The 22,026-nt window shown below is 38.3% G+C and carries 22 protein-coding genes; 7 read left to right on the forward strand and 15 right to left on the reverse strand.

Going from position 1 to position 22,026, the window contains the following annotated elements; genetic code table 11:
• Positions 1 to 3: 3 nt before the first annotated feature.
• The 4 genes from ureC to ACLHDF_RS30795 form a co-directional block, all read right to left on the reverse strand.
• Entirely contained in the window at positions 4 to 1,713 is a 1,710-nt protein-coding gene (ureC, locus tag ACLHDF_RS30780) for an urease subunit alpha (protein ID WP_413922173.1), read from the reverse strand.
• 1 nt (position 1,714) lies between these two features.
• A complete protein-coding gene (locus tag ACLHDF_RS30785) occupies positions 1,715 to 2,041 on the reverse strand; it encodes an urease subunit beta (RefSeq protein WP_413922174.1) in 327 nt (108 codons plus the stop codon).
• Positions 2,042 to 2,055: 14 nt separating this feature from the next.
• Positions 2,056 to 2,358 (reverse strand): urease subunit gamma, encoded by a 303-nt coding sequence (locus ACLHDF_RS30790; protein ID WP_071273344.1) that lies wholly within the window; start codon positions 2,356 to 2,358, stop codon positions 2,056 to 2,058.
• A 158-nt stretch (positions 2,359 to 2,516) separates the two neighbouring features.
• Positions 2,517 to 3,560, reverse strand: a complete 1,044-nt coding sequence (locus ACLHDF_RS30795; protein ID WP_413922175.1) for an anthranilate phosphoribosyltransferase — start codon at positions 3,558 to 3,560, stop codon at positions 2,517 to 2,519.
• Between the two features lie 194 nt (positions 3,561 to 3,754).
• Between ACLHDF_RS30795 and ACLHDF_RS30800 the strand changes: the two genes are divergently transcribed.
• Positions 3,755 to 4,897 (forward strand): NlpC/P60 family protein, encoded by a 1,143-nt coding sequence (locus ACLHDF_RS30800; RefSeq protein WP_413922176.1) that lies wholly within the window; start codon positions 3,755 to 3,757, stop codon positions 4,895 to 4,897.
• Positions 4,898 to 4,977: 80 nt separating this feature from the next.
• Here ACLHDF_RS30800 and ACLHDF_RS30805 read toward each other — a convergent pair whose 3' ends face one another.
• The 6 genes from ACLHDF_RS30805 to ACLHDF_RS30830 all read right to left on the reverse strand — a co-directional run bounded on the left by ACLHDF_RS30805 (position 4,978) and on the right by ACLHDF_RS30830 (position 10,458).
• A complete protein-coding gene (locus ACLHDF_RS30805) occupies positions 4,978 to 5,973 on the reverse strand; it encodes a LysM peptidoglycan-binding domain-containing protein (RefSeq protein ID WP_413922177.1) in 996 nt (331 codons plus the stop codon).
• Positions 5,974 to 6,281: 308 nt separating this feature from the next.
• The gene (gene nfsA, locus ACLHDF_RS30810; RefSeq protein WP_413922178.1) at positions 6,282 to 7,031 is read right to left on the reverse strand and encodes an oxygen-insensitive NADPH nitroreductase; all 750 of its coding nucleotides are present in this window, start codon (positions 7,029 to 7,031) and stop codon (positions 6,282 to 6,284) included.
• Between the two features lie 92 nt (positions 7,032 to 7,123).
• Positions 7,124 to 8,257 (reverse strand): MGDG synthase family glycosyltransferase, encoded by a 1,134-nt coding sequence (locus ACLHDF_RS30815; RefSeq protein WP_413922179.1) that lies wholly within the window; start codon positions 8,255 to 8,257, stop codon positions 7,124 to 7,126.
• Entirely contained in the window at positions 8,254 to 8,841 is a 588-nt protein-coding gene (locus tag ACLHDF_RS30820) for a DedA family protein (RefSeq protein WP_413922180.1), read from the reverse strand. Before ACLHDF_RS30820 ends, ACLHDF_RS30815 begins: the two co-directional genes overlap by 4 nt.
• 15 nt (positions 8,842 to 8,856) lie before the next feature.
• On the reverse strand, positions 8,857 to 9,567 hold the full coding sequence (locus ACLHDF_RS30825; RefSeq protein ID WP_413922181.1) for a polysaccharide deacetylase family protein: 711 nt from the start codon (positions 9,565 to 9,567) through the stop codon (positions 8,857 to 8,859).
• A gap of 288 nt (positions 9,568 to 9,855) precedes the next feature.
• Positions 9,856 to 10,458: an alpha/beta hydrolase gene (locus ACLHDF_RS30830; protein ID WP_413922182.1), complete on the reverse strand. Its 603-nt coding sequence runs from the start codon at positions 10,456 to 10,458 to the stop codon at positions 9,856 to 9,858.
• Between the two features lie 821 nt (positions 10,459 to 11,279).
• On the opposite strand from ACLHDF_RS30830, the gene ACLHDF_RS30835 reads away from it, so the two are divergent.
• Positions 11,280 to 13,070 (forward strand): transglycosylase domain-containing protein, encoded by a 1,791-nt coding sequence (locus tag ACLHDF_RS30835; protein ID WP_413922183.1) that lies wholly within the window; start codon positions 11,280 to 11,282, stop codon positions 13,068 to 13,070.
• Between the two features lie 35 nt (positions 13,071 to 13,105).
• Here the strand turns inward: ACLHDF_RS30835 and ACLHDF_RS30840 are convergent, their stop codons facing one another.
• A complete protein-coding gene (locus tag ACLHDF_RS30840; protein ID WP_413922184.1) occupies positions 13,106 to 14,437 on the reverse strand; it encodes a polysaccharide biosynthesis protein in 1,332 nt (443 codons plus the stop codon).
• Positions 14,438 to 14,731: 294 nt separating this feature from the next.
• Positions 14,732 to 15,649 (reverse strand): DMT family transporter, encoded by a 918-nt coding sequence (locus tag ACLHDF_RS30845; protein ID WP_413922193.1) that lies wholly within the window; start codon positions 15,647 to 15,649, stop codon positions 14,732 to 14,734.
• Between the two features lie 151 nt (positions 15,650 to 15,800).
• Here ACLHDF_RS30845 and ACLHDF_RS30850 point away from each other — a divergent pair, with 151 nt between their 5' ends.
• Positions 15,801 to 17,177, forward strand: a complete 1,377-nt coding sequence (locus ACLHDF_RS30850) for a PLP-dependent aminotransferase family protein (protein WP_413922185.1) — start codon at positions 15,801 to 15,803, stop codon at positions 17,175 to 17,177.
• 62 nt (positions 17,178 to 17,239) lie between these two features.
• Here ACLHDF_RS30850 and ACLHDF_RS30855 read toward each other — a convergent pair whose 3' ends face one another.
• The gene (locus tag ACLHDF_RS30855) at positions 17,240 to 17,638 is read right to left on the reverse strand and encodes a FixH family protein (protein ID WP_413922186.1); all 399 of its coding nucleotides are present in this window, start codon (positions 17,636 to 17,638) and stop codon (positions 17,240 to 17,242) included.
• 119 nt (positions 17,639 to 17,757) lie between these two features.
• Here ACLHDF_RS30855 and ACLHDF_RS30860 point away from each other — a divergent pair, with 119 nt between their 5' ends.
• The 3 genes from ACLHDF_RS30860 to ACLHDF_RS30870 all read left to right on the forward strand — a co-directional run bounded on the left by ACLHDF_RS30860 (position 17,758) and on the right by ACLHDF_RS30870 (position 19,097).
• Complete coding sequence (locus tag ACLHDF_RS30860) at positions 17,758 to 17,988, forward strand: hypothetical protein (protein WP_413922187.1); 231 nt, start codon at positions 17,758 to 17,760, stop codon at positions 17,986 to 17,988.
• A 221-nt stretch (positions 17,989 to 18,209) separates the two neighbouring features.
• The gene (locus ACLHDF_RS30865) at positions 18,210 to 18,335 is read left to right on the forward strand and encodes a hypothetical protein (RefSeq protein ID WP_276511002.1); all 126 of its coding nucleotides are present in this window, start codon (positions 18,210 to 18,212) and stop codon (positions 18,333 to 18,335) included.
• 96 nt (positions 18,336 to 18,431) lie between these two features.
• Positions 18,432 to 19,097 carry a type 1 glutamine amidotransferase domain-containing protein gene (locus ACLHDF_RS30870; RefSeq protein ID WP_413922188.1) on the forward strand — a complete coding sequence of 222 codons (666 nt, stop codon included), beginning with the start codon at positions 18,432 to 18,434 and terminating at the stop codon, positions 19,095 to 19,097.
• Between the two features lie 41 nt (positions 19,098 to 19,138).
• On the opposite strand, the gene ACLHDF_RS30875 is transcribed toward ACLHDF_RS30870, so the two are convergent.
• Entirely contained in the window at positions 19,139 to 20,866 is a 1,728-nt protein-coding gene (locus ACLHDF_RS30875) for an ABC transporter ATP-binding protein (RefSeq protein ID WP_413922189.1), read from the reverse strand.
• 219 nt (positions 20,867 to 21,085) lie between these two features.
• On the opposite strand from ACLHDF_RS30875, the gene ACLHDF_RS30880 reads away from it, so the two are divergent.
• Complete coding sequence (locus ACLHDF_RS30880) at positions 21,086 to 21,292, forward strand: hypothetical protein (RefSeq protein ID WP_074894881.1); 207 nt, start codon at positions 21,086 to 21,088, stop codon at positions 21,290 to 21,292.
• Between the two features lie 31 nt (positions 21,293 to 21,323).
• On the opposite strand, the gene ACLHDF_RS30885 is transcribed toward ACLHDF_RS30880, so the two are convergent.
• A partial coding sequence (locus ACLHDF_RS30885; protein WP_413922190.1) for a copper resistance D family protein occupies positions 21,324 to 22,026 on the reverse strand: 703 nt, incomplete at its 5' end.

Below are 22,026 nucleotides of genomic sequence, written 5' to 3' on the forward strand. Positions count from 1 at the left end.
ACCTCAAAATAAAAAGTATCGCTGCGCCATAGGCACGACTTCTGCTGCTTCACATGTAATCATTTGTCCATCTACTTTTACTTCGTATGTTTGGGGATCCACTTCAATTTTAGGCATTTCCCCGTTTAACTTCATATCTGTTTTTTTTAGTTGACGAATGTCTTTTACCGGTTTAAGCAGCTTTTGTAATCCCAGTTTCTCGCCCACCCCTTGCTCGTATGCTGCTTTTGACACAAACGTAAGAGATGTTTTAGCTCTCGCTTTTCCATAAGAAGCAAACATCGCACGGTATAAAACCGGCTGTGGGGTTGGAATCGAAGCGTTAGGATCTCCCATTAAGCTGTGAGCAATAAAACCGCCTTTTACGATCAAGTCAGGCTTTATTCCAAAAAACGCGGGCTCCCATAGTACTAAATCGGCCATTTTACCTGTTTCCACGGATCCTACGTATTCGGAAATTCCATGAGCAATAGCTGGATTAATCGTATATTTAGCTACATAGCGTTTAACACGTGCATTATCGCCGACTTCGCTGTCACCATCAAGTTTTCCTCGCTGCTTTTTCATTTTGTCCGCTGTTTGCCACGTTCTTGTAATCACTTCTCCTACACGTCCCATTGCTTGAGAATCTGAAGAAATCATACTGAATACACCTAAGTCGTGTAAAATATCTTCAGCGGCAATCGTTTCTTTTCGAATGCGGGAATCAGCAAAAGCGATGTCTTCTGGTACAGAGGGATCAAGGTGATGACATACCATGAGCATATCTAAATGTTCTTCAAGCGTGTTAACTGTATAGGGTCTTGTTGGATTAGTTGATGATGGAAGCACGTTTGGAAAGCTTGCCATTTCCATAATATCGGGTGCATGCCCGCCTCCAGCCCCTTCAGTATGATAGGTATGAATAACGCGATCACCAATCGCTGCAATCGTATCTTCGACAAAACCGCCTTCATTTAAGGTATCCGTATGAATTGCAATTTGAACATCATACTCGTCTGCAACCTGCAAGCTTGTATCAATGGCAGATGCCGTGGTTCCCCAGTCTTCATGAAGCTTTAATCCAATCGCTCCTGCTTCAATTTGTTCAATTAAAGGTTCTTTGGCACTTGCATTTCCTTTTCCTAAAAAGCCAATATTCATTGAAAATGCTTCAGCAGCTTCAAGCATTCGCTCGATATGCCATGCTCCGGGTGTACAAGTTGTAGCTTTTGTTCCTGTAGCGGGTCCCGTTCCTCCACCGATCATCGTTGTAACGCCAGAGGCAAGAGCGGTTTCAATTTGCTGCGGACAAATGAAGTGAATATGCGCATCAATACCGCCCGCTGTTACAATTTTCCCTTCTGCTGCAATCACTTCCGTACTCGCACCAATAACGATATCTACTTCGTCCATCAACAGAGGATTACCCGCTTTTCCGATGGTTTGAATGAGTCCATCTTTTATTCCAATATCTGCTTTGTATATGCCTGTGTAATCAACAATAATCGCATTTGTCAGTACTAAGTCTGCTGCTTCGCTTCGCGTTGCAAGGGGGTGCTGTCCCATTCCGTCGCGAATGACTTTTCCTCCGCCGAACTTTACTTCATCTCCATAGGTTGTAAAATCTTTTTCAATTTCAATAAATAGCTCTGTGTCTGCTAAACGAACAGCATCTCCAACGGTTGGTCCAAACATATCCGCATACTGACGTCGCGACATTTGAAAACTCATCTTATACATCTTCCTTTCTATCCGAAAGCGACTTGTTTGTTTTATTGTTAAGACCGTAAATTTCTTTTGTTCCGGAGAAAGCAACTAGCTCTACTTCTTTTGCATCACCTGGCTCAAAGCGCACGGCTGTACCAGCCGGAATATTTAAATGATAGCCAAGCGTAGCTTCGCGGGGGAATTCGAGCGCAGCATTCACTTCAAAAAAATGAAAGTGTGAACCTACTTGAACAGGTCGGTCGCCTCTATTGGTTACAGTCACGCTAATCGATTTCTTTCCGTTATTACAAGTGATGGGTTCTTTTTTTAAGACGTATTCCCCTGGAATCATATCTTTCCCTCCTTCTAACGAATTGGATCATGAACAGTGACGAGCTTGGTTCCGTCTGGAAAGGTTGCCTCCACTTGAATATCATGAATCATTTCCGGAATACCTTCCATTACATCTTCTCGTTTTAAAATCTTGGTGCCTTCTCGCATTAACTGAGCCACCGTTTTACCATCACGGGCTCCTTCCATAATTTCATATGTAATAATAGCTACTGCTTCAGGATAATTAAGTTTTAATCCTCTTGTCTGACGGCGCCTTGCCAAGTCGGCAGCTACGACAATCATTAATTTTTCTTGTTCTCGCGGCGTAAGTTTCAATGAAAGCTTCCTTTCTGCTAATCTATTTTTCAACTCACATAAAATGTTAAATTTCCTAACACAAATATATGACTAATTATAATAAATTTTCTGATAAAAGACAAAGGATTTATCCTTTTCTATAAAAAAAGATGAGCTTTTTTGCTCATCTTTTCCCCTTACGAAATCGCTTGTTTTTTCCATTTCTGCAGGTGTTTCCAACCTATCCCTTCAGCCAGCTGACGTTTTGCATAGTCTATTCCTTTTTCAATAGAGTCTTCATAGCCAAATAGATAATAGCGCAAGCCCGCGTTTAAAACTACTTGATTATACACATAAGTCAGTTCGGGAGAAGACTCACCCTTCAGAATGCGCGTCACATATTCGGCTTGTTTTTCAACACTTATTTTCTTTTCAAAGTGCTCTTCTTCTACGAACAGTCCATGTTCTTTTGGATTGACAATGAATGACTCCATCTCTCCTTCTGAGATATTAAAAACAAAGCTGCTTCTATGTACAGGTACATCTTCAGATCCTTCTATACCTTGTATCACGTACACATGTTTAAAAGGAAGCGATGCAAAAATGGGCACAATTTTATTAATGGCCGTGCGATGAAAAGCCCCCATCATTAAAGAAGAAGCATTTGATAAATTTAATAGTTTCTCAACCGTATTAATTAGTGTCCTTACACCAATTTCATGACGAATTTGTTTGATGCGGCTAAGAGGATAGGAGATTGTTTCGGCATTTACAAAGCCAATTTTTAACGCCTCAAATGTATGACTGATATCTTCAATAGTTTGAGTTTGGGGGATATGTAACGAATGAAGTACGTCTGCAATCGTAGTCCCAAACTTTGGAGGAAGAGCTTCTGTACAATGTAAAAAAGCAGGCACACCCCTTTCAGCTAATAAAATTGATACAGGAATTGTCGCAAAAAATGAATTTCTCCCTGCATAAGGGCTTGCGAAATCAATTGATCTATCTTTTAGAGACTGAGATAGCGGTATTTCTTTTGTTTTTTCACGAAAAGCATGAACGAATCCCAGCAGTTCAGCGGCATTTTCAGTTTTAATACGTTCCGCGATAAAAAAAGCAGCGATCTGAGCATCCGTAGCTTGTCCGGAAGCAATTAAGCGAGCTGCTTCTTTTGCTTGTTCATACGTTAAGTCATTTGATCCTCTTTTTCCGCGCGCTATTTCTTTTATAAATTGTTTCATATCGTACACTTCCTTTTTAACTGAATATTTGTACATTGTATCACATATTTTCTTTGTTCCTTAGATTATCTTCTATCAGGTACGTAAACTACTAAAATATATGAAATTAAAGGGAAAGTACTAGTTCTTTTATAACCTATTATAGTATAATCTATCTGCTATACTATTATTTGGATATTTGGGGGACTTTACAAATGAAAAAAGAGAAACTACTTGTACCATTTATAGCAGCATCCGTTTTAGTAGGGGCATCGGTGACAACGCCTGTTTTTAGTCACTCTGCTTATGCTGCTTCTTCTGTCAGCGTTTATCAAAAAGACGTTAATTCGCTAGCAGATTATTACGCACCATTTTATAAAACAGTAGAAAAAAAGCTAAAAGAAATTGAAGGAATAAAAGATGACGAAAAAGCGTTAGCGGCATATGATCAGCTCGCGGATCAAATTGATCAATTTCTAACAAAGACTGATAAAAATTATGCGATGAATCACCTTAACTCAGAAGCTGATCAGCTTCAAAGATATTTATATGACAGCTTAATTGCTCTTTATAATTACATTGTAGATCTTGAAGACTATGCTTACGGAGATGTAAGTGACGCCGAATTTAATAAGATCTCTGCAAATTTTGAAAAAGAAATCAATGCGTACAATACGCAATTTCAGCAAAAAGCAAAAAGTTATAAAACGAAGCGAAAAGTAACGTTTAATGTAAATATGAGCTATTTGCTTGATGAAGATATTCAACCTTCACCAGCAGCTCCATCTACGCCGGCTGATAGCAATAGCACCTATACGGTGAAAAAAGGAGATACGCTGACAGCAGTCGCTAAAAAGTACGGCATGACAGTAGCTGAATTAAAAAAATTAAACAATTTAAAAACAGATGCGCTAAAAGTCGGTCAAGTGCTGAAAGTGAAAAGGGCCAGCACATCTTCGCCTGCTCCAGCACCTCAAACTTCTGTTAGTACAAAACAGCAGCAAATTGTATCATATGCTAAAACACTAATTGGAAAGCCATATAAATATGGAGGCACGACACCAAAAGGTTTTGATGTATCTGGATACACACAGTATGTATATAAAAATGCGGGTTCAAATATTTCTCTCCCCCGTACAGTAGCAGATCAGTACAAAAGCGGCACGGACGTAAAGCAAAACAGTCTGCAGGCTGGAGATTTAGTTTTCTTTAAAAATGGCAAATCAGTTTCAGTCGTAGGAATTTATCTAGACAAACAAGAATTCATTTATGTCAGTAGTAAAGGCGTTAGAACGCAATCACTTGCGACAGCTTACTGGAAAAACAGCTATGCGGGAGCAAAGCGTATTATCAAGTAAAAAGAGGTGCCATAAGGCACCTCTTTTGTTTTACTAGCTATGTATTTCTATACTAGACTAGCAATTCTATGGAGAACTTCTTAGTTCATAACCGTAATTTTAACAGATTTTCTTCCGAACTGTTGAGCATCACTTTCAGAAGGAACGAATACATCGATTCGACTGCCTTTAATTGCTCCACCTGTATCTGCAGCTACAGCTTCACCATAGCCTTCTACATAAACTTTCGAACCTAACGGAATAACACTAGGATCAACAGCGATTACTTTTTGGTTTGGATTTGCTTTTAAATCCACTCCTGTAGCAGTTGTGCCGCTACATCCAGCACAATTAGCCGTGTAGGCAGTTGCTTCAACTGTCATTGACTTGCCACTTGCTTGTTGTGACGATTCAGCAGGTTGTTGTTGAGCCTGTTCAGCTTGAGCTTGCTGCTGTTCTGTTTGAGCCTGCTCAGCTTGAGCTTGCTGCTGTTCTGTTTGAGCCTGTTCAGCTTGAGCTTGCTGCTGTTCTGTTTGAGTTTGTTCAGCTTGAGCTTGCTGCTGTTCTGTTTGAGCCTGTTCAGCTTGAGCTTGCTGCTGTTCTGTTTGAGCCTGTTCAGCTTGAGCTTGCTGCTGTTCTGTTTGAGTTTGTTCAGCCGGCGCTTGAGCTTGCTGAGCTGCTGGAGCAGCTTGGGCTACTGAAGGGCTCGATTGCTGAGCTTGGCCGTTTGGAGACTGAATTTTTAGCTGTTCGCCAGGATAAATTAAATCTGACGTCAGTCCGTTCCATTCTTTAATTTGATCTACCGTCACGCCGTATTGCTGACTGATGGACCATAGTGTGTTTCCTTGCTGAACTTTGTGTGTCGTTTCTTTTATAGTAGCTACGTTTAATTCTTGATTTGGATAAATAATATTAGATGTTAAGTTGTTTGCATCTTTTAGCTCGTCTACGCTCACGCTGTGCTTTTGAGCGACTTTCCATAACGTATCACCTTTTTCTACATGATACGTTCCACTTGTAGAAGCAGAAGCTGCACCTACAAATCCCGCTGAAAGGATTGCTGTTGTTCCTAGAGTAAATATAAATTTTTTCATTACGAATAACCTCCTTATTTACTCAATGACTGAATAATATCATCCTCATATTTCACAGCCATTACAGAGCCATGCTACTTTTATTACAAAACTTAACAAAACAGAACGTTTAGCTGTAATATTTCTGATAATTTAGCTATATGATGAAACAGTTCTACTTTTTACTGCTTTTTATTGTTCTTTTTACTAAAATAGCTGAATTTCTTTATCATTGCTGGCGATATCTCTTCTTTTTTAAATGACTATTTAACGGGTAAATTAAGTTTTCTCATAATAAAAAACACTCACCACATGGGCGAGTGTTTTTCTTATTTTTTATTAAACCCTTGTTTTTCAACAAATTCTTTCATGTACATACGTTTAGGAGTTGAAAGCATGTCGGCCATTTGACCAGTCCATGTGTCTTGACGTTTGCCATTTGTTCTTTCAATGTAGTAAGCAGAAATTTCTTCGTTATACGCTGTTAATTCTTTTTTCGTTTGCTCATCGTTTGGCTCATACGTTTCTTCGTGATATACATGTTTAAATGGTAATCGCGGCTTTTTATCCGTCATACCCGCTGGATGTCCAACCGTTAGGCCAAATAACGGGATTACATGATGAGGCAGTTTTAATAATTTGCTTACTTCTTCCAATTTATTACGCAAACCACCGATATAACAAGCTCCAAGTCCCATTGATTCAGCGGCAAGTGTTGCATTTTGTGCGGCAAGGGCAACGTCAATAACAGCTACCATAAATTGTTCTGTACTTTCGAGCGCTGTCGATAAATCTTTTTTCTCCATCTCTGCAATGACATCGTGGCGATGAAAGTCAGCGCAAAATACAAAGAAGTGTCCATTTGTTTCTACGTACGGCTGATTTCCTGCTAATTGAGCAAGCTTTCGCTTCATTTCTTTATCTTTTACTCCAATAATGGAATACGCTTGAATATAGCTTGATGTAGAAGCTGCCTGTGCGCTCTCTACAATCGTCTGAATTTGTTCTTGGGATAATGGTTTGTCTTCATATTTACGAATAGAACGATGATTTAAAATCGTTTCAATAACTGAATTCATATTATATTCTCCTTTTACTTCATTTAAACTTCTACAGATGTTGCCTCCACAGTTAGTTTATCGAATGTAAAAAGAAATAACCAATGTTCTGCTTAAAATTGATTTTGACTTGTCTCATATCGATACAGCTTAAAATGGTCTGCAAGCACACGGTCTACTTTTACTTCTAAGCTGTCTACATATTCGTCCATTCGTTTAATCAAACGGTTTCGTTTCACATCATTTTCTAAAATGTTCTTAAGCTGCTTTTCAAAGGCTTCAGCATCATTAAGGGGAATCAGCAGCTCTTTTTCTTTTAGGTATTCAATGTTAATTTGCTCTTGACCAGGAAGAGACGAGTGAATAAAAATAGGTAGTCTTTTATGAAGGGCTTCGCTAATTGTCACTCCCCCTGCTTTTGTGACAATGGCATCTGCTCCCTCATATAAATCATTCATTTTCTCTCTTGATTTTACATACGAGACCGCTTTGATTCTCGGATGATTTAGTTTCATTAGTTCTTGATACAACTTTTTGTTTTTTCCACACAGCACATAATACATATACGTACAGTTTTCCGGCAGCTGCTGAAGCATTTTGCGTACATTTCCAAGGCCAGAATTTCCTCCGGCAATCAGGATATGTTTCTCTGGCACGAGATGTTCAATACGTCTTTTTAAAAACGCTTTATGAACAGGAATGCCCGTTACATAAATAGAAGACTCTTTTACACCGTGAACGTTCTGCAAAAACGCTTTTGTATCCTGATCAGGCACGCAGTGGAGCTCGATTCCACTTTTACCCCATACGTCACTCACTAAGAAGTCGGTGTATACATTTATAATAGGAAGATCAATGATTCCTTTTTCTTTTAAGCCGCTCAATACACAGGAAGGAAAACTGTGAGTACAAACAATGACGTCCGGCTGCTCTGCATCAATTAATTTTTTCATATGGTATTCGATAATCGGCCACTTTTTTACGACAAAATCATCCATCGTATGGTCGTTTTTTTTGTATACATGCCCGTAATAAAATTTTTCAAACTGCTTTGGAAAAACAGAAATCCATTTCATGTATATAGATGAAATCATTTGTTCGAGCGGTTTGCTCCAATAGCTTAAACAATCAATTTTTTGACAAATAACGTGCGAAAAACGTTCCATGATGGCATCCATAACGGCGTCTGCTACTTGGTGATGACCAGATGGCATTTGAAAAAGCGGTAAAAACAAAACCTTCCTCATTGACCATCCCTCCTCTCAAGACGTTTTCGGTTTCTTTTTATAAGTAAATAAATTACAAAAAAAGCCACAGCTCCCATAATGATATACGAAATATGAATCCGGTCTCCTACGTAGTAACCTAGAATGAGAAAAGAAAGAACCCATATTAGACTTCCTGCCACCGATAACAGCAAATAAAGCAAAAACGGATAGCGGCTTATTCCCGCCATATATGGACTAATTTGACGCAAGCCCGGAATATATAAGCCAAATAAAATGGTCCATAACCCATATTTATGGTAGCTACCGGTTGCCGCTTCAATCTTCTCTTTAGTTAACCCTACGTATTTTCCGTATTTATCAAAAAACGGGGTTCCCGCATACCTTCCTAGTCCATAAGCAGTGAGCATTCCAGTTATAACGCCTAAAAAAGCAAAAATAGATGATTCGTATAAGTTCAGCTGATGTTTGGCAATAAACATGCCTAGTAATATTAAAAATGATTCTTCAGGCGCTGGAATTCCAACAATCCCGCAAAAAAGTACAAGTAAAATAACAATATAACCATATGAATGTATATACTGAGAGATAATTGTTAAGTCCACTGCTCGCTCCTCTGTTTACGATTGGTTCATCAATTGCTGCATGGTTATACTTTCGTACCCTTGCTGTTTTAAATAAGATAAAAATTCTTCTAATGCTGCAATTGTCATTTCAGGTGCTTTTTCATCTGCTCCAGGGGTATCTCCATTATCGTGTAAAACAAAAATGGCTCCATCTTCTACTTTACGCATTAGTTTTTGAACTAATGCCGTTTTCGTCGTTTTTAATGTCCAATCCTGAAAGATTCCAGTCCAAATCACAAGGTGATAGGGCTTGGCCATTAATAAACTGCTCATATTTAAATGTCCCCACGGCGGACGATAAAAAAGCGGCTTTTGATTCGTTACTTTCTCTATAACCTGTGCACATTGATGAATTTGTTTTTTTAATTGCCAAGGCGTTTGCGTCCATGCACTCACATGACGATGATGATGTATAGCTACTTCATGACCTTCATCAACCATCCTTTTTAAAATAGACGGATGTTTTTCTCCTAGTTCCCCTACAATAAAAAAAGTAGCTTTCATTTCATGGAGCTTGAACAAGTCCAAAATTTTTGGCGTATAAATAGGATGAGGCCCGTCGTCAAATGTTATAGCTATTTTATGCTTTTTTGCCCCTTTTATTATGACGGACGAATGATAGCGACGGTAAAGGGTTTGCGAAATAATGGTATATACACATATAACCATTAGAGCGATAAATAAAACAATAAAAAAACGAGGCATATGCTTTTAACCATCCTTTTGAATTTAAATCCTGCATTTATTATAACGGTTTACCCAGACTTTGGTTTCATTTTTTTGTGATAGAAGCTAGGAATTTTAAAGTAATTTGATCATTCACCTAAAAATAGCTGTACGGCAAAGATATACCGGAAATAAAATGATATCATAAAATTTCCCTTCATTCAGTAAAAAAAGTACTTTTTACCATTTATATCTATCTTTTGTATGATAATTGTTATTATTTTTTTAAATAAAAAACTTTCCGCACGCGTGCGGAAAGTTTTCAGGTTAAAATTTTGATTTGTACCATTTTTCTGCTGCTTCAATTTCTGTTCGTGTTAGCTGATGTCCAAATGATTCCCAATGCACCTGTACATCCGCTCCGGCTTTTTCTAAAAGCGCAGAAAGCTCTTCCGTTTCTGATGCTGGACAAATAGGATCGTTTGTGCCTGCACCGATAAAGATAGGAGCGTCGGTTTTAGGCACTTCAATTCCTCTTCTTGGAACCATCGGATGAAGAAGGGCTGCCCCTTTTAAAGAATTTTCATAATGAAATAGCAAACTTCCTGCAATATTGGCACCATTTGAGTATCCTACAGCTACAATATTATTTCGGTCGAATGAATAAGTTTCAGCCGCTTCATCTAAAAATTGATAAAGTTCTTTTGTACGTTCAATTAAATCTTCTATATCAAATACTCCTTCTTGTAAACGTCTAAAAAAACGAGGCATACCGTTTTCTAATACGTTTCCTCTTACCGATAATACGGAACATGAGGAATCAATCATATCTGCAATAGGAAGCAGATCTTGTTCCGTCCCTCCTGTACCATGCAACAGCAATAAAGTCGGTTTCGTCTCGTCCGTCCCTTTTTTAAAAATATGTTTCATTTATATTCACTCCTTTTGAATATCTCGAATTAAAGATAATTTCATTATAAGAACTTTCGAAGCATTTGTAAAGGAACCATTGTCAAAGAAATATCCGTATGTTTTGCTGCTAGTATCACATAATACTGAATAACTTAACATAGCAATTGCCCATATGCTGCTAGGTATTTAATTCGTTTGACTTAGAACCGGGAAAGAAATATTCCACTTTTAGCTAAGTGCTCCCTTCAAAAGGTGCATAATGATTAAAACTCACCCAACCTCTGTCGTATAAAAAGTTCCCTGGTCTGATAAATTAGTTAATTTTTGCTTTATTTTATCACTTTAGACAGATATCAGCATTTATACCCTAACGTACTCAAACGCATTTTGTATACGTGTTATAACAACTTTTTTCTCTGAGAAACAGAACATAAAATACCAGCTTGTTTTTTCATAAAGGGGAACAAAGCCCCGAGTGGTGCTTTATACGACTTTATTTGACAAACACAAATTTATGGGTAAACTAAGTTCAGATGATTGTATTTCACTTCGTTTCAGTTTAATAAAAAAACCAAGCGTCTGCGATTAAGCAAAAAATAACTACGTAAAGAGCTATTTATGTCAATCATCTTAAATTTAAAAACTTACCTACACTTGAATAATAGCCTTTATAAAACTTAGCGCGTCAGCTTGTGAAAGTTAACCTTTTATCATCCTTCTCCCTGTTAAAAGGTTGAATGGGTCAGCAAACTTTAGCATTCTTTACATAACAGCCTTGTAAAGACAAAGAATGTAGCTATGTGTAAACATGGAATTATTACTTAGTGGAGTGAACCAACATGAGGAAATTTATTTTAGCCTTTTTAGTCGTTGTTTTAATTGTAATGCTGGGGGTCACCTACGTATTAAAGCAATTTCAACAGACGGCTGATTTATCTTACTCGAAACTGCAGTCGGTTCAAAGTACGGTGATTTACGATAAAAATGACCGTAAAGTCGACGAATTGTATAAAACAATTCCCCGTCAAAATGTTTCGATTAATGAAGTTCCAGATTATGTAAAAATGGCGTTTGTTGCAACAGAGGACCGTCGTTTTTATAAGCACTTCGGAATTGATTTGCAAGGTATTGGCCGCGCCCTTTTTACTAACATTGTTACAATGAGTAAAGCTGAAGGCGCAAGTACCATTACGCAGCAGCTAGCAAGGAACCTGTACTTATCTAGTGATAAAACCATCAAACGTAAAGTAGATGAAATGTTTCTATCGCTGGGTTTAGAAAGACAATTTACAAAAGATCAAATCTTGGAATTATATTTAAATCAAATTTATTTCGGAAGTGGTGTATATGGTATCAGCGCAGCTTCTCAGCTTTACTTTAATAAGCCTGTATCAGATTTAACAGTGGGCGAAGCTGCTCTTTTAGCGGGACTTCCTAAAGCACCGAGTACGTATTCACCGGGCAATAGTACAGAGCAAGCGACGAAGCGACGAAATGTTGTATTAAAACTGATGCATGACCAAAATGTTATTAACGACACGCAGTATCAGCAAGCATTAAACGAACGCGTCGTAAAGCCAAGCATTCCGGTCAAAAAAGCAAATCAAAATCAGGCCTTTATTGACTATGTCATCAAAGAAGCTGCTCAGCAGTACGGCGTATCAGCTGACGATCTTTACGAAGGCGGCTATGCGATATACACAGATTTTGACCCTAATTTACAGGAATCTATTAACAACTCTGTAGCGAATCATACGTTCCGAGACGATGACATTAACAGTAAAGTGGAAGTGGGTATTTCAGCTGTCAATCCTAAAACAGGCGCCATTTCGGCTATGTATGGAGGACGCAGCTATGAGCGGAACGGCTTAAACCGCGCTACTAGCGGCTATCAACTTGGCTCAGCTATTAAACCGTTAGCTGTATATGGTCCTGCATTAGAAACGGGAGACTATACGCCAACTTCACTATTAAGTGATGAACGTCAAGACTTTGGTGGTGGATACAGTCCTAAAAATGCAAACGGACAATATAAGGAGCACGTGACAATGCGCGAAGCTCTTACTCGTTCCCTTAACGTTCCGGCCGTTTGGCTCTTAAACGAAATCGGCACTCGCACAAGTGCAAAATTTATGGAAAAAGCTGGACTTCCTCTTGAAGATGATGATAAGTCAAAATTAGGGCTTGCTCTTGGAGGAACAACAACAACGTTCTCTCCTCTTCAGTTAGCACAAGGATATACAACATTTGCTAACAAAGGCGTCATGACTAAGCCATACGCGATTCGAAAACTCGAGATGCGCGGCGGTGCAGTGAAAAAACCAGACATTCAGACAGAGCGGGTAATGAGTGAAGAAAATGCGGATACGATGACATCTATGCTTCAAGATGTAATTGAAAAAAGCTATGGAACAGGTGTTAACGCCCGTTCTTCACGAGATGCTGCAGGTAAAACCGGTACAACCAACGATGACAAAGATGCTTGGTTTGTCGGCTACACCGATGATGCAGTCGTTTCTATCCATGCTGGCTTTGATAATGCTAATTCTAAGCAACAAACGAAATACTTATCAGGGGGCGGCGGACAAGATCCTGCTACACTCTTTAGTTCGATTATGAATAATTGGTAACCCAAAAACCTCCAACTTCACTGTTGGAGGTTTTTTTAAGATAGATGGGTTTTATGCTTAAGTGAAAAAAAGGAAACGTTAATGACTTTGCAAATCGTTACGTAATGCAGGACCGTCAAGACAACTACCCCACAGTTCATTCCGATAATAATTCCCTGCATGCCAATATTTGTTTGTGATCCTAAGAAAAACATGAGCGAAAAAGACACGATATGAGACCAAATCGTATGATAAAAAGCATCTTTTACATAGCCAAGCCCAATTAAATAAGCTTGAAGCGGGACGGCAAAAAAGTGAAAAAGAAAATACGGCCATAAAGCCTTTAAATAGTACACGGCTTCTGTAGAATGAAAAAACAAGTTGGTAAGCGGCTCAGCAAAGAAATACATCGCCAGCATAGACGGAATCCCATATAAAAATGTCATTTGCATGCTTTGAGTCAAGAGCTTTTGAAGCTGTTCTTCCTGATTTTTCGCATGCGCTTCAGACACAGCGGGTATTAGTGCTACTAAAAGAGAATGAGCAAAGAAAGCCGGAAAAAACCCAATCGACATCGCTACTCCTGTTAGCATACCAAAATGCTGCGTTGCCCCTGTTAACGTCATTCCCGATAAAACGAGCGCGTGTTTAATTAAAAATGGCTGAATAGCGTTACATACCGCATTAAATAAACGCAGTCCTGTAGTCGGAAGTGAGACACCTAACAGCTTTTTTCGAATATCACTTGGGGATAGCATAGGTCTGTGCCCTCTCGATAAAACACTTAGCTGAGTAACATACGTTATAAAAAAATAAAGCAAAATAACGGCTTCGGTCCCAATTAGTGTACAAATTGCAATAAACAGTGACATTTTAACATCTGTAAAAGCGAACATTTGAAAGACAACAAATAGAATAGTTAACTGAAAGGCTTTGCGGATAAAATTAGACACAGCGATAGTCGTCATATTATTTTTACCCGTAAAATATCCGCGAAGCACCGCTGAAAATGAAACAATCGGAATGAAACATAGTACAACCCATTTTAAGTATGGGTGATAGTGAGTAAAGAATGGAAAGGCCGCTAATACGGCGAATGTAATAAAAAAGATTCCCAAGCTCACAACAGTAGCAAAAATTGTGGCATGCTTCATCATATGCCGATGTTCTTTGCGATGATGTTCAGCCAAAAATTTAGAAATAGAAATAGGCAGTTCTAAGTTGGCTACGGTGGCAATAAGAAAAATGATAGGAAGCACAGTCATGTACATGCCCATGCCTTCCCTCCCTAATTCTCTAGCAAGTACCATATTTACAAGAAATTCAATTAACTCTCCTGCAAAGGCAGCCCCTGCTAAAATAAACGTCCCTTTCAAAAAAGTGTTCATCTCGTTATCTCCTCTATTTCCCGTCCTTTTTTATCACTACCTCTTCTCTCTATGTATATGACAAGCCCAATACGAATTATTTGTCTAACTGTACTTTTCGCTGTACAAGTTCTTGTATAATGTTCAACCTATGTGAAAAAAAAACGTTATATACCTTTTTTACATATGAAATTCATTCATTTCTTATATTTTGTCTCTTGAAACATACATAGAGAAAACAGACGACCCAATGAGCCTGCTGATTGCTAATGGGAATAGAACATGTTGTTTTAATATAACAAATTCACATATTGGTTAAGCGTCTTTATTCATCATTTCTTGTGTATGCACTTCTTTTTTTGATACCGAAGCGTTTTTACCTAGTACAACAGAAAAGACAACAATTATTGCTATAACAAGAGTGAAAAGTGTAATTGATTCACCTAAAAATATTGTTGCAAACAGAATCATTAAAAATGGCTGTAAATATTGAACTTGGCTAACTCTGGCTATTCCCCCCATAGCCATCCCGCTATACCAAGCAACGTATGCTAGAAATTGACTAACCACTGAGAGATAAATCAAGCTAACCCACGCTTGTAAAGGTGCATGAAGCATGTCAGCTGTAAGGCTTAGTCCCACTGGAATAATAAAAAATGGAGCACCGATGATAATGGCCCAAGCAATTACTTGCCAACTGCCTAATTCTCTTGCTAACACCCCACCTTCTGCGTAGCTCAGTCCAAGTATAAACACTGCTGTTAGTAAAGCTAGATCGGCAAACTGCAGTTGCCCAAATCCAAGGTGAAGAGCATACATGATAACAGCTGCCGAACCCATTATGCTTGAAATCCAAAATTTTAGAGAAGGGCGTTCTCCCGCTCTAAACATCGCAAAACCGGCTGTTGCTAAAGGTAAGAGTGCCAATTCGACCGCTCCGTGAGAAACAGGCAACGATTTCATTGCCCAAGAAGTGAGAAGAGGAAACCCTAAAACTGCGCCAAAAGCAACCATAAGCAGACTTTTAAAATGGCGAAGAGAAGGGAGTTTTTCTTTTCGCACAATTAATACCACAACTACTAAAATAGCAGCTAGAACTGTTCTTCCTAAACCGGCGACTGTCGTTCCGAAATACTCGACTGCAATACTTGTAGAAGGAAGTGTTAAGCTAAAGCAGATCACGCCTAATACCCCCAGCAATAATCCTATTTTCTCTCTAGTATCTTTTTGCATCATACCCTACTCCTGTCTTTTCTTTTTTCAGAACTGTACCATTTTTCTAAAAAAAGTTCTGATATAATTAAAAGGATAGCGCAGTACAGCTACTAAAATAAATCACTCTTTTGCCTATCTGTACGGGTACAAATTAAAGGAGTATGACACTATGAGTTTAAAATATATAAAAATCATGGAAGAAATTAAGCTTGGCCTAGCAAATGGAGCGCTTATTTCAGGTGGTAAACTCCCTTCTGTTCGCCGACTATCCCAACATTTTTCATGCAGCAAGAATACAGTTATTAAAGCCTACAGCGAACTAGAAAAAGAGCATTTAATTTATTCTATTCCTAAAAGTGGCTACTATGTTGTAGCTGAATTTCAGCATAGGACAAAGGAAACTGAAGTGATTGATTTCTTGTCTGCTGGTCCAGATAAAAACGTTATGCCTTATCTTGAATTTCAGCATTGTATAAATCAAGCGATTGAACACTATAAAGAAGAGCTTTTTACATATTCTGATCAACAAGGGTCTTACTCATTACGGATACAGTTAGTGAAACATTTGCAGAATTTACAGGTGTTCACTCAAGCTGAAAGGTTAGTTGTTGCATCTGGGTCGCAGCAAGCTCTTCACTTATTGGCTTCTATGCCCTTTCCAAATGGAAAAAACAATATTTTGATTGAACAGCCCACTTATTTCGGATTTATCGAGTCTCTCACGCTGCACCAAACTACTACTTTTGGAATTGAGCTATCGATGGAAGGGATTGATCTTGATCGTTTGGAGTACATTTTTCGAAACCATGATGTGAAATTTTTCTATATTATTCCAAGGTTTCACAACCCTCTTGGGCATTGTTATACAAATTTTGAGAAGAAAAAAATCGTAGAGCTAGCCGAAAAATACGATGTATATATCGTGGAGGATGACTTTTTGGGTGACCTTGATCTCGATGCAAAATCCGATCCTTTATTTTCTTTTGGCCCTTCTGGACGAGTCATTTACGTTAAAAGCTTTTCAAAAATCTTTCTTCCGGGATTACGCATTGCTGCTATCGTTCTCCCTTCGTTAATGATTAACAACTTTTTGCGATATAAATTCAGTTCGGATTTTAATAGTTCAGCACTCTCTCAAGGTGCTCTTGAAATTTATTTAAAAAGCGGCATGTTTACTAGTCACCTAAAAAAAATAAAAGATGTATATTATACGAAAATGCAAACCCTTATAGAAGCGTGTGAATCGTTGTTACCGGCTAATACACATTTTTCTAAACCAACTTCAGGATTCTATTTATCCATCAGTTTGCCTGAAAATGTAACAGCAAAACAGATCGTTCCTATGCTAAACGAGCAGCAGATATATGTTGATGATGGTTCTAGATTTTTTTTACCAGAATATAAAAGAGACACGCTCCTCCGATTAAGCATCTCACAAGTAGACAATAATACTATTACACGAGGAATTGAGCAGCTGGCTCAGTGTATTACTTTAATTGATGATAGAAAAAAGCATCCTCTTCCAAATAACTTTTTCCACCTTTAAAATGTGAATATTATGGACGTTTTAAACGAAAAGAAGCCAAGGAATAGGGTCCTTGACTTCTTTTATTTAACCGTTACGGTTATAAGAGGCATGTTATGCGTCCCTTTTGCAGAAACATGTGATTGCACGGTATATGTGCCAGGCTCAGCGAAGGATGTTTGTATTTCATATACACCTTCTTCCACTTGTTTAGGCTTTAACATCTTCCCTTTCCCTTCCGCATCTTTTTTCTCTATTTCAAATTCAATCATTTCAACATCATCATTTCCCACTTTTTCGTCTCCATATGTAACTTTAGCTTTGTAGATACCGTTTTCATTTTTTTCTAACGCTTTTGGACCTTGAAGGTTTACGTCCAGCGGTTTTGGTTGTTCAGCATTTGTGCTTTGACTGGTCTCTTGACCACAGGCCGTTAAAAGTAAACAAAGACTGATTACATACATACTTATTCTCTTTTTCATGTACCCATCTCCTTTTTAAACCCTTTCTTTAACTATAACGCGTATTGACAAGAAAAAAATGAATTTTTAAAGGTTTCTTAAGAAAAAAGTTCATACTGATACTAATTAGGAGGAAGAAAATGAATTCAGCTAAATCCCCAGCTAAAAAATCATGGCTACAGACACTGATAAAAAATAAAAGTGAGCGCAAAAAAGTGATATTAATCTTTGCTTTATCTTTTTTACTAGTTGTAGCAGGGCTTATTTACATCCCTTTTTATACACATTCCCTTCAGTTTGATTCTAAAATATACGAGAGAATTTTAAAGAGCTTGATTCAATCGCACGAATTGGTTTCTTTGCAGCTTTAGCTATTTATCCTATCTTTTTATTATTAAAATGGAAACCATTATCGCACATAAAAAAAGAAAATTTTGAGTTAAAACCGCTTATTCAATTTTTAGTCAAGTACGTTCGTCAGTGGCACGTTCCCATTGCTCTTATATCAACTGCTTTGGTTATTTTACATGGTTATATGGCTTTAATAAAAGGATTTTAAGCAGATTTCACTTACCTTTCAGAGATTATAACGATGGCTGTTTTAGCTTGTCTACTTGTGATGGGCGTGAAGCGCTATAAACGTACAGATAAAAAGTGGCATCTTAAGTTTGCTATCTCCTTTTTAGTTTTATTTATGATTCACGCGACGTTCTCCTAATTTGCGATTGTTTAAACTTTTTTATATAGGGTACAGTTTACAATGAATACATGATATGTATCACTATACGTTTTACATCATTTAGGAGGTATAAACATGGCAAGAGTGTTAGCTGTATTATCAAGCGGATACGAAGAGAAAGATTATCACACAGGTTGGTGGGCAGAAGAATTATTTGCTCCGCTGCAAAAGCTTGAGGACGCAGGGCACACCGTTGATTTAGCCTCACCTTTTGGAGGTAAGCCGGAAGTAGACGTTCGAAGTATTTCAGAAGACTTTGATCCAGACGGAACGTATAAGAAATTATATGAATCAGGAAGAGCGGATCAGACAATGAAACTTGAAGAAGTAGATGCTGAGAACTATGATGTTATCTTAGTAGTAGGCGGCCACGGCGCTATGTTTGACTTAGCAAAAAATGTGGACTTGCATGCGATTATGAACAAAGTGTACGCCAATGGAGGTATTTTAGCAGCTGAGTGTCACGGCCCTTCTGTTTTTGCTTTCTTGAAAGGATCCGATGATGAACTGTTAATTAAAGGGCTAGACGTAACCGGTTATCCTGATGAAATTGAACCGGAAGAAGTACTTCCCTTTTTACCATACAGTTTAGAACAAGAACTTCGTGAAGTGGCTAATTACATCCCTGAGATGGATAAAAAAGCATATGCTGTTTGGGCAAATGATCAAATTGTCACAAGCCGAGATCCTTTTTCTTCTGAGTTAATGGGTGATGAATTAGTTAAAAAGCTAAATAAATAAACTAAAAAAAGACTGCTTAAAAGCAGTCTTTTTTGTTTGTTCTATAGGGATGTTTGAAACTGCTGCTCTACCAAACGCCGGTAAAAAGAATGAGAGGCTAACAGCTCTTTATGCGTGCCGCTTCCTGTAACCTTCCCTTCTTCTATTACAACAATTTGGTCCGCATTAATGACCGTAGATAGACGATGTGCAATGACGAGTGATGTGCGTTCTTTCATTACCGTTTCCAATGACTCTTGCACAAGCTTTTCTGATTCGGAGTCTAAGCTAGCTGTCGCTTCGTCCAGTAGTAAAAACTGGGGATTGCGTAACAGCGCTCGGGCAATTGCAATACGCTGTCGCTGTCCTCCTGAGAGATTAATACCTCTTTCTCCAATCATTGTTTCATATTGATCTTCAAAGGACTGAATGAAATGATGAGCATTCGCTAACTTCGCTGCTTCTTCTATTTCTTCATCCGTCACATGCCGCTCTAATCCGTAAATGAGATTTTCTCGAATTGTTCCTGCTAAAATCGGAGAATCCTGCTGAACATAGCTAAACAGGTGACGCCACGAACGTAAGTTGACGTTTTGACTGTCTGTTCCATCCAAGAATATGCGCCCCGATGAAGGCTCATAAAAGCGTTCGATAAGCGAAAAAACAGTAGATTTTCCAGCTCCGCTAGGTCCAACAAAAGCGGTAACTTCTCCTTTTTTAGCAGAAAATGAAACTTCCTGCAATACTGGTTTATCTTCATATTGAAAAGCAACTTTATCGAACCTTAAACTCCCTACCTGTTCAAGCACTTCTCCATTTTCATAGTTCTCTTCTTTCTCAGCTAATATATCAAAGATTCTTTCTGATGCTCCTTTGGTTTGCTGAAAGCTTGTGACAAATCGGGTAAGTGAACCAACAGGAACCATAATTTGAAAAAGGTAAAGAACAAACGCTACCAGCTCTCCTGCAGTGATAAACCCCTCACTCACCCGGTACGCTCCAAACCCGACGATGGCAATCATAACAACGGTCATCACCGTGCTAATAATCGGGGTAATGATGGCTTCAATTTTAGCTCTCTTTACACCGAAGAGGTAGAGTGACTGAAACGATTGTAAGCCGGAATCAACTTCTTTTTTCTCTGAACCGGATACTTTAATCAAGCGGATTTCACTCAGCATTTGAGCTAAAAAAGCTGTAAGCTTGGACATTTTATCCTGCTGCTCACGTGAAATTTTATGTATTTTTCGCGCTAGGGGCATAACCAGTACAAACATAACGGGAATAACCGCTAATAAAATGAGCGTCATGGGTACATCAAGCGTAAATAAAATAACAATGGCAACGATAATAGATAAAATATTTTTAACAAAGTCAATCATTTCTGTTGACAATAAATTCATCACAATGGTTGTATCATTTGTAATGCGGCTTACCATTTCACCGGAACGGTTTTGGTCGTAAAATGAAATCGGAAGCTTTATGAGCTTGTTCCACACTCTGAACCTGAGTTCTTTTACAACACCTTGCCCTACTTGAGCAAGGAGATAAAGAGATACTGCGCTTGTTACCATTTGAGCAGCAAATAAACTAAGAAGCCCTACCACAAGCTGTGGTGAGACGCCCGTTGCAACTTTCTCCATAACTTCTTTAATAACAAGAGGAATAGAAAGAGAAACTCCCGTATTGATTAAGGCTAATATAAAAGAAATAACTAACTTCCCTGTCGGAGGGTTTGTTAGCAACCGCAATTTTTTAAATGAAAAATGAATTCGTTTTTGCGTTTTCATCTTAGTTCCTTTCTAATTCTCTTAATAAGCGATATGCACACCTTAGGCAGACACCTCAAACTTTGCTTTCAAAGTTCCATCTTATTTTACACCATTTCCTTTCTTAACCTGAACTTCTAAGCTTTTACCTATTTTTCAAACTCGTCTATACGAAAATGACAAGCTGGTCATACACTATGGTACACTGAATTCTTTTACTAGATGAGAGGTTGAATAAGGATGTCTGTTTATATTAAATCTATTTCTATTGGAACAATTTCTGGCGGGATCGTTATTTTTGGAAACGCAGGAAATATATCGCCTCCAAGCGGCTCTACGTCCGGCTCTGGTTCTAGTTCTAGCTCTAGCTCTGGTTCTAATTCCCAAATGCCGATGCCTCCTTCTCCGGGAAAAGGCCCGAGAGATAATACAGCTTTTAATGGCTAATAAAAAAACAGTGAGATATTTCTCACTGTTTTTAGACTTGAATACTTGTCATCATCGCAATATAAAAAGCAAAAACAAACAAACCCGCACTTAATACGCTAAGCCATACTGTCTTTTTGTAAAAACAAATAAGTAAATACACAAAAAACAGCAGTGCGACAAATAAGAATAGGATTCCCACAATCGTTACGTGAAACGTTAGAGGGAGCGTCACTTGTTTCCCATAGATAAACGGAAGAATCGATGAATCCATTGCCATATGACTTATATTAGTTGGCGGCGATTGCGTTACCATGATAGCTGTAAATAAAAAAATGATAAGTAAAATAATGCTTTCTGCTCGAATCCACATCACGGGCTTATATTCTGGATGTTTTATCGTTTTTTTCATAAGAAAGCCATTGATGACGGCAAATGCAAGCAGCGGAATAATTGTAATATGCTTTAGTAAAAGAGACTGTCCGTAATCCGTGGCCCATGAATTTACATAGTTGGACAGCCCCATGATAACGACCATTGAAATGAATCCACTTAATGAAAGAAGCACAAAGCAAGCGATCGCAAAAGGAGTAAACCAGCTTAAGAAACGTTTCCAATTGGAGGTTTCTTTTGAAAAAGTGGCAACAATCAGAACCACTCCTCCCCACAGTCCAACTGCTAAAATATGAAGAGAATGTGAAAGCATCCCGCTAAGCGCAGAAGCCGATGCTGCGTGACTTGCATAAGCAATTCCT

The sequence above is a fragment of the Priestia megaterium genome (assembly GCF_046599315.1).
In the GTDB taxonomy this organism is placed as follows: domain Bacteria; phylum Bacillota; class Bacilli; order Bacillales; family Bacillaceae_H; genus Priestia; species Priestia megaterium_F.

Excerpts from the sequence above, each read along its gene's own strand:
- ACLHDF_RS30830 (WP_413922182.1), bottom strand. The coding sequence starts at position 10,458 with ATGAAACATATTTTTAAAAAAGGGACGGACGAGACGAAACCGACTTTA.
- ACLHDF_RS30825 (WP_413922181.1), bottom strand. The coding sequence starts at position 9,567 with ATGCCTCGTTTTTTTATTGTTTTATTTATCGCTCTAATGGTTATATGT.
- ACLHDF_RS30840 (WP_413922184.1), bottom strand. The coding sequence starts at position 14,437 with ATGAACACTTTTTTGAAAGGGACGTTTATTTTAGCAGGGGCTGCCTTT.
- ACLHDF_RS30800 (WP_413922176.1), top strand. The coding sequence starts at position 3,755 with ATGAAAAAAGAGAAACTACTTGTACCATTTATAGCAGCATCCGTTTTA.
- ACLHDF_RS30815 (WP_413922179.1), bottom strand. The coding sequence starts at position 8,257 with ATGAGGAAGGTTTTGTTTTTACCGCTTTTTCAAATGCCATCTGGTCAT.
- nfsA (WP_413922178.1), bottom strand. The coding sequence starts at position 7,031 with ATGAATTCAGTTATTGAAACGATTTTAAATCATCGTTCTATTCGTAAA.
- ACLHDF_RS30880 (WP_074894881.1), top strand. The coding sequence starts at position 21,086 with ATGTCTGTTTATATTAAATCTATTTCTATTGGAACAATTTCTGGCGGG.
- ACLHDF_RS30785 (WP_413922174.1), bottom strand. The coding sequence starts at position 2,041 with ATGATTCCAGGGGAATACGTCTTAAAAAAAGAACCCATCACTTGTAAT.
- ACLHDF_RS30865 (WP_276511002.1), top strand. The coding sequence starts at position 18,210 with ATGGCTGTTTTAGCTTGTCTACTTGTGATGGGCGTGAAGCGCTATAAA.
- ACLHDF_RS30850 (WP_413922185.1), top strand. The coding sequence starts at position 15,801 with ATGAGTTTAAAATATATAAAAATCATGGAAGAAATTAAGCTTGGCCTA.
- ACLHDF_RS30795 (WP_413922175.1), bottom strand. The coding sequence starts at position 3,560 with ATGAAACAATTTATAAAAGAAATAGCGCGCGGAAAAAGAGGATCAAAT.
- ACLHDF_RS30860 (WP_413922187.1), top strand. The coding sequence starts at position 17,758 with ATGAATTCAGCTAAATCCCCAGCTAAAAAATCATGGCTACAGACACTG.
- ACLHDF_RS30870 (WP_413922188.1), top strand. The coding sequence starts at position 18,432 with ATGGCAAGAGTGTTAGCTGTATTATCAAGCGGATACGAAGAGAAAGAT.
- ACLHDF_RS30835 (WP_413922183.1), top strand. The coding sequence starts at position 11,280 with ATGAGGAAATTTATTTTAGCCTTTTTAGTCGTTGTTTTAATTGTAATG.
- ACLHDF_RS30845 (WP_413922193.1), bottom strand. The coding sequence starts at position 15,649 with ATGCAAAAAGATACTAGAGAGAAAATAGGATTATTGCTGGGGGTATTA.
- ureC (WP_413922173.1), bottom strand. The coding sequence starts at position 1,713 with ATGAGTTTTCAAATGTCGCGACGTCAGTATGCGGATATGTTTGGACCA.
- ACLHDF_RS30855 (WP_413922186.1), bottom strand. The coding sequence starts at position 17,638 with ATGAAAAAGAGAATAAGTATGTATGTAATCAGTCTTTGTTTACTTTTA.
- ACLHDF_RS30805 (WP_413922177.1), bottom strand. The coding sequence starts at position 5,973 with ATGAAAAAATTTATATTTACTCTAGGAACAACAGCAATCCTTTCAGCG.
- ACLHDF_RS30875 (WP_413922189.1), bottom strand. The coding sequence starts at position 20,866 with ATGAAAACGCAAAAACGAATTCATTTTTCATTTAAAAAATTGCGGTTG.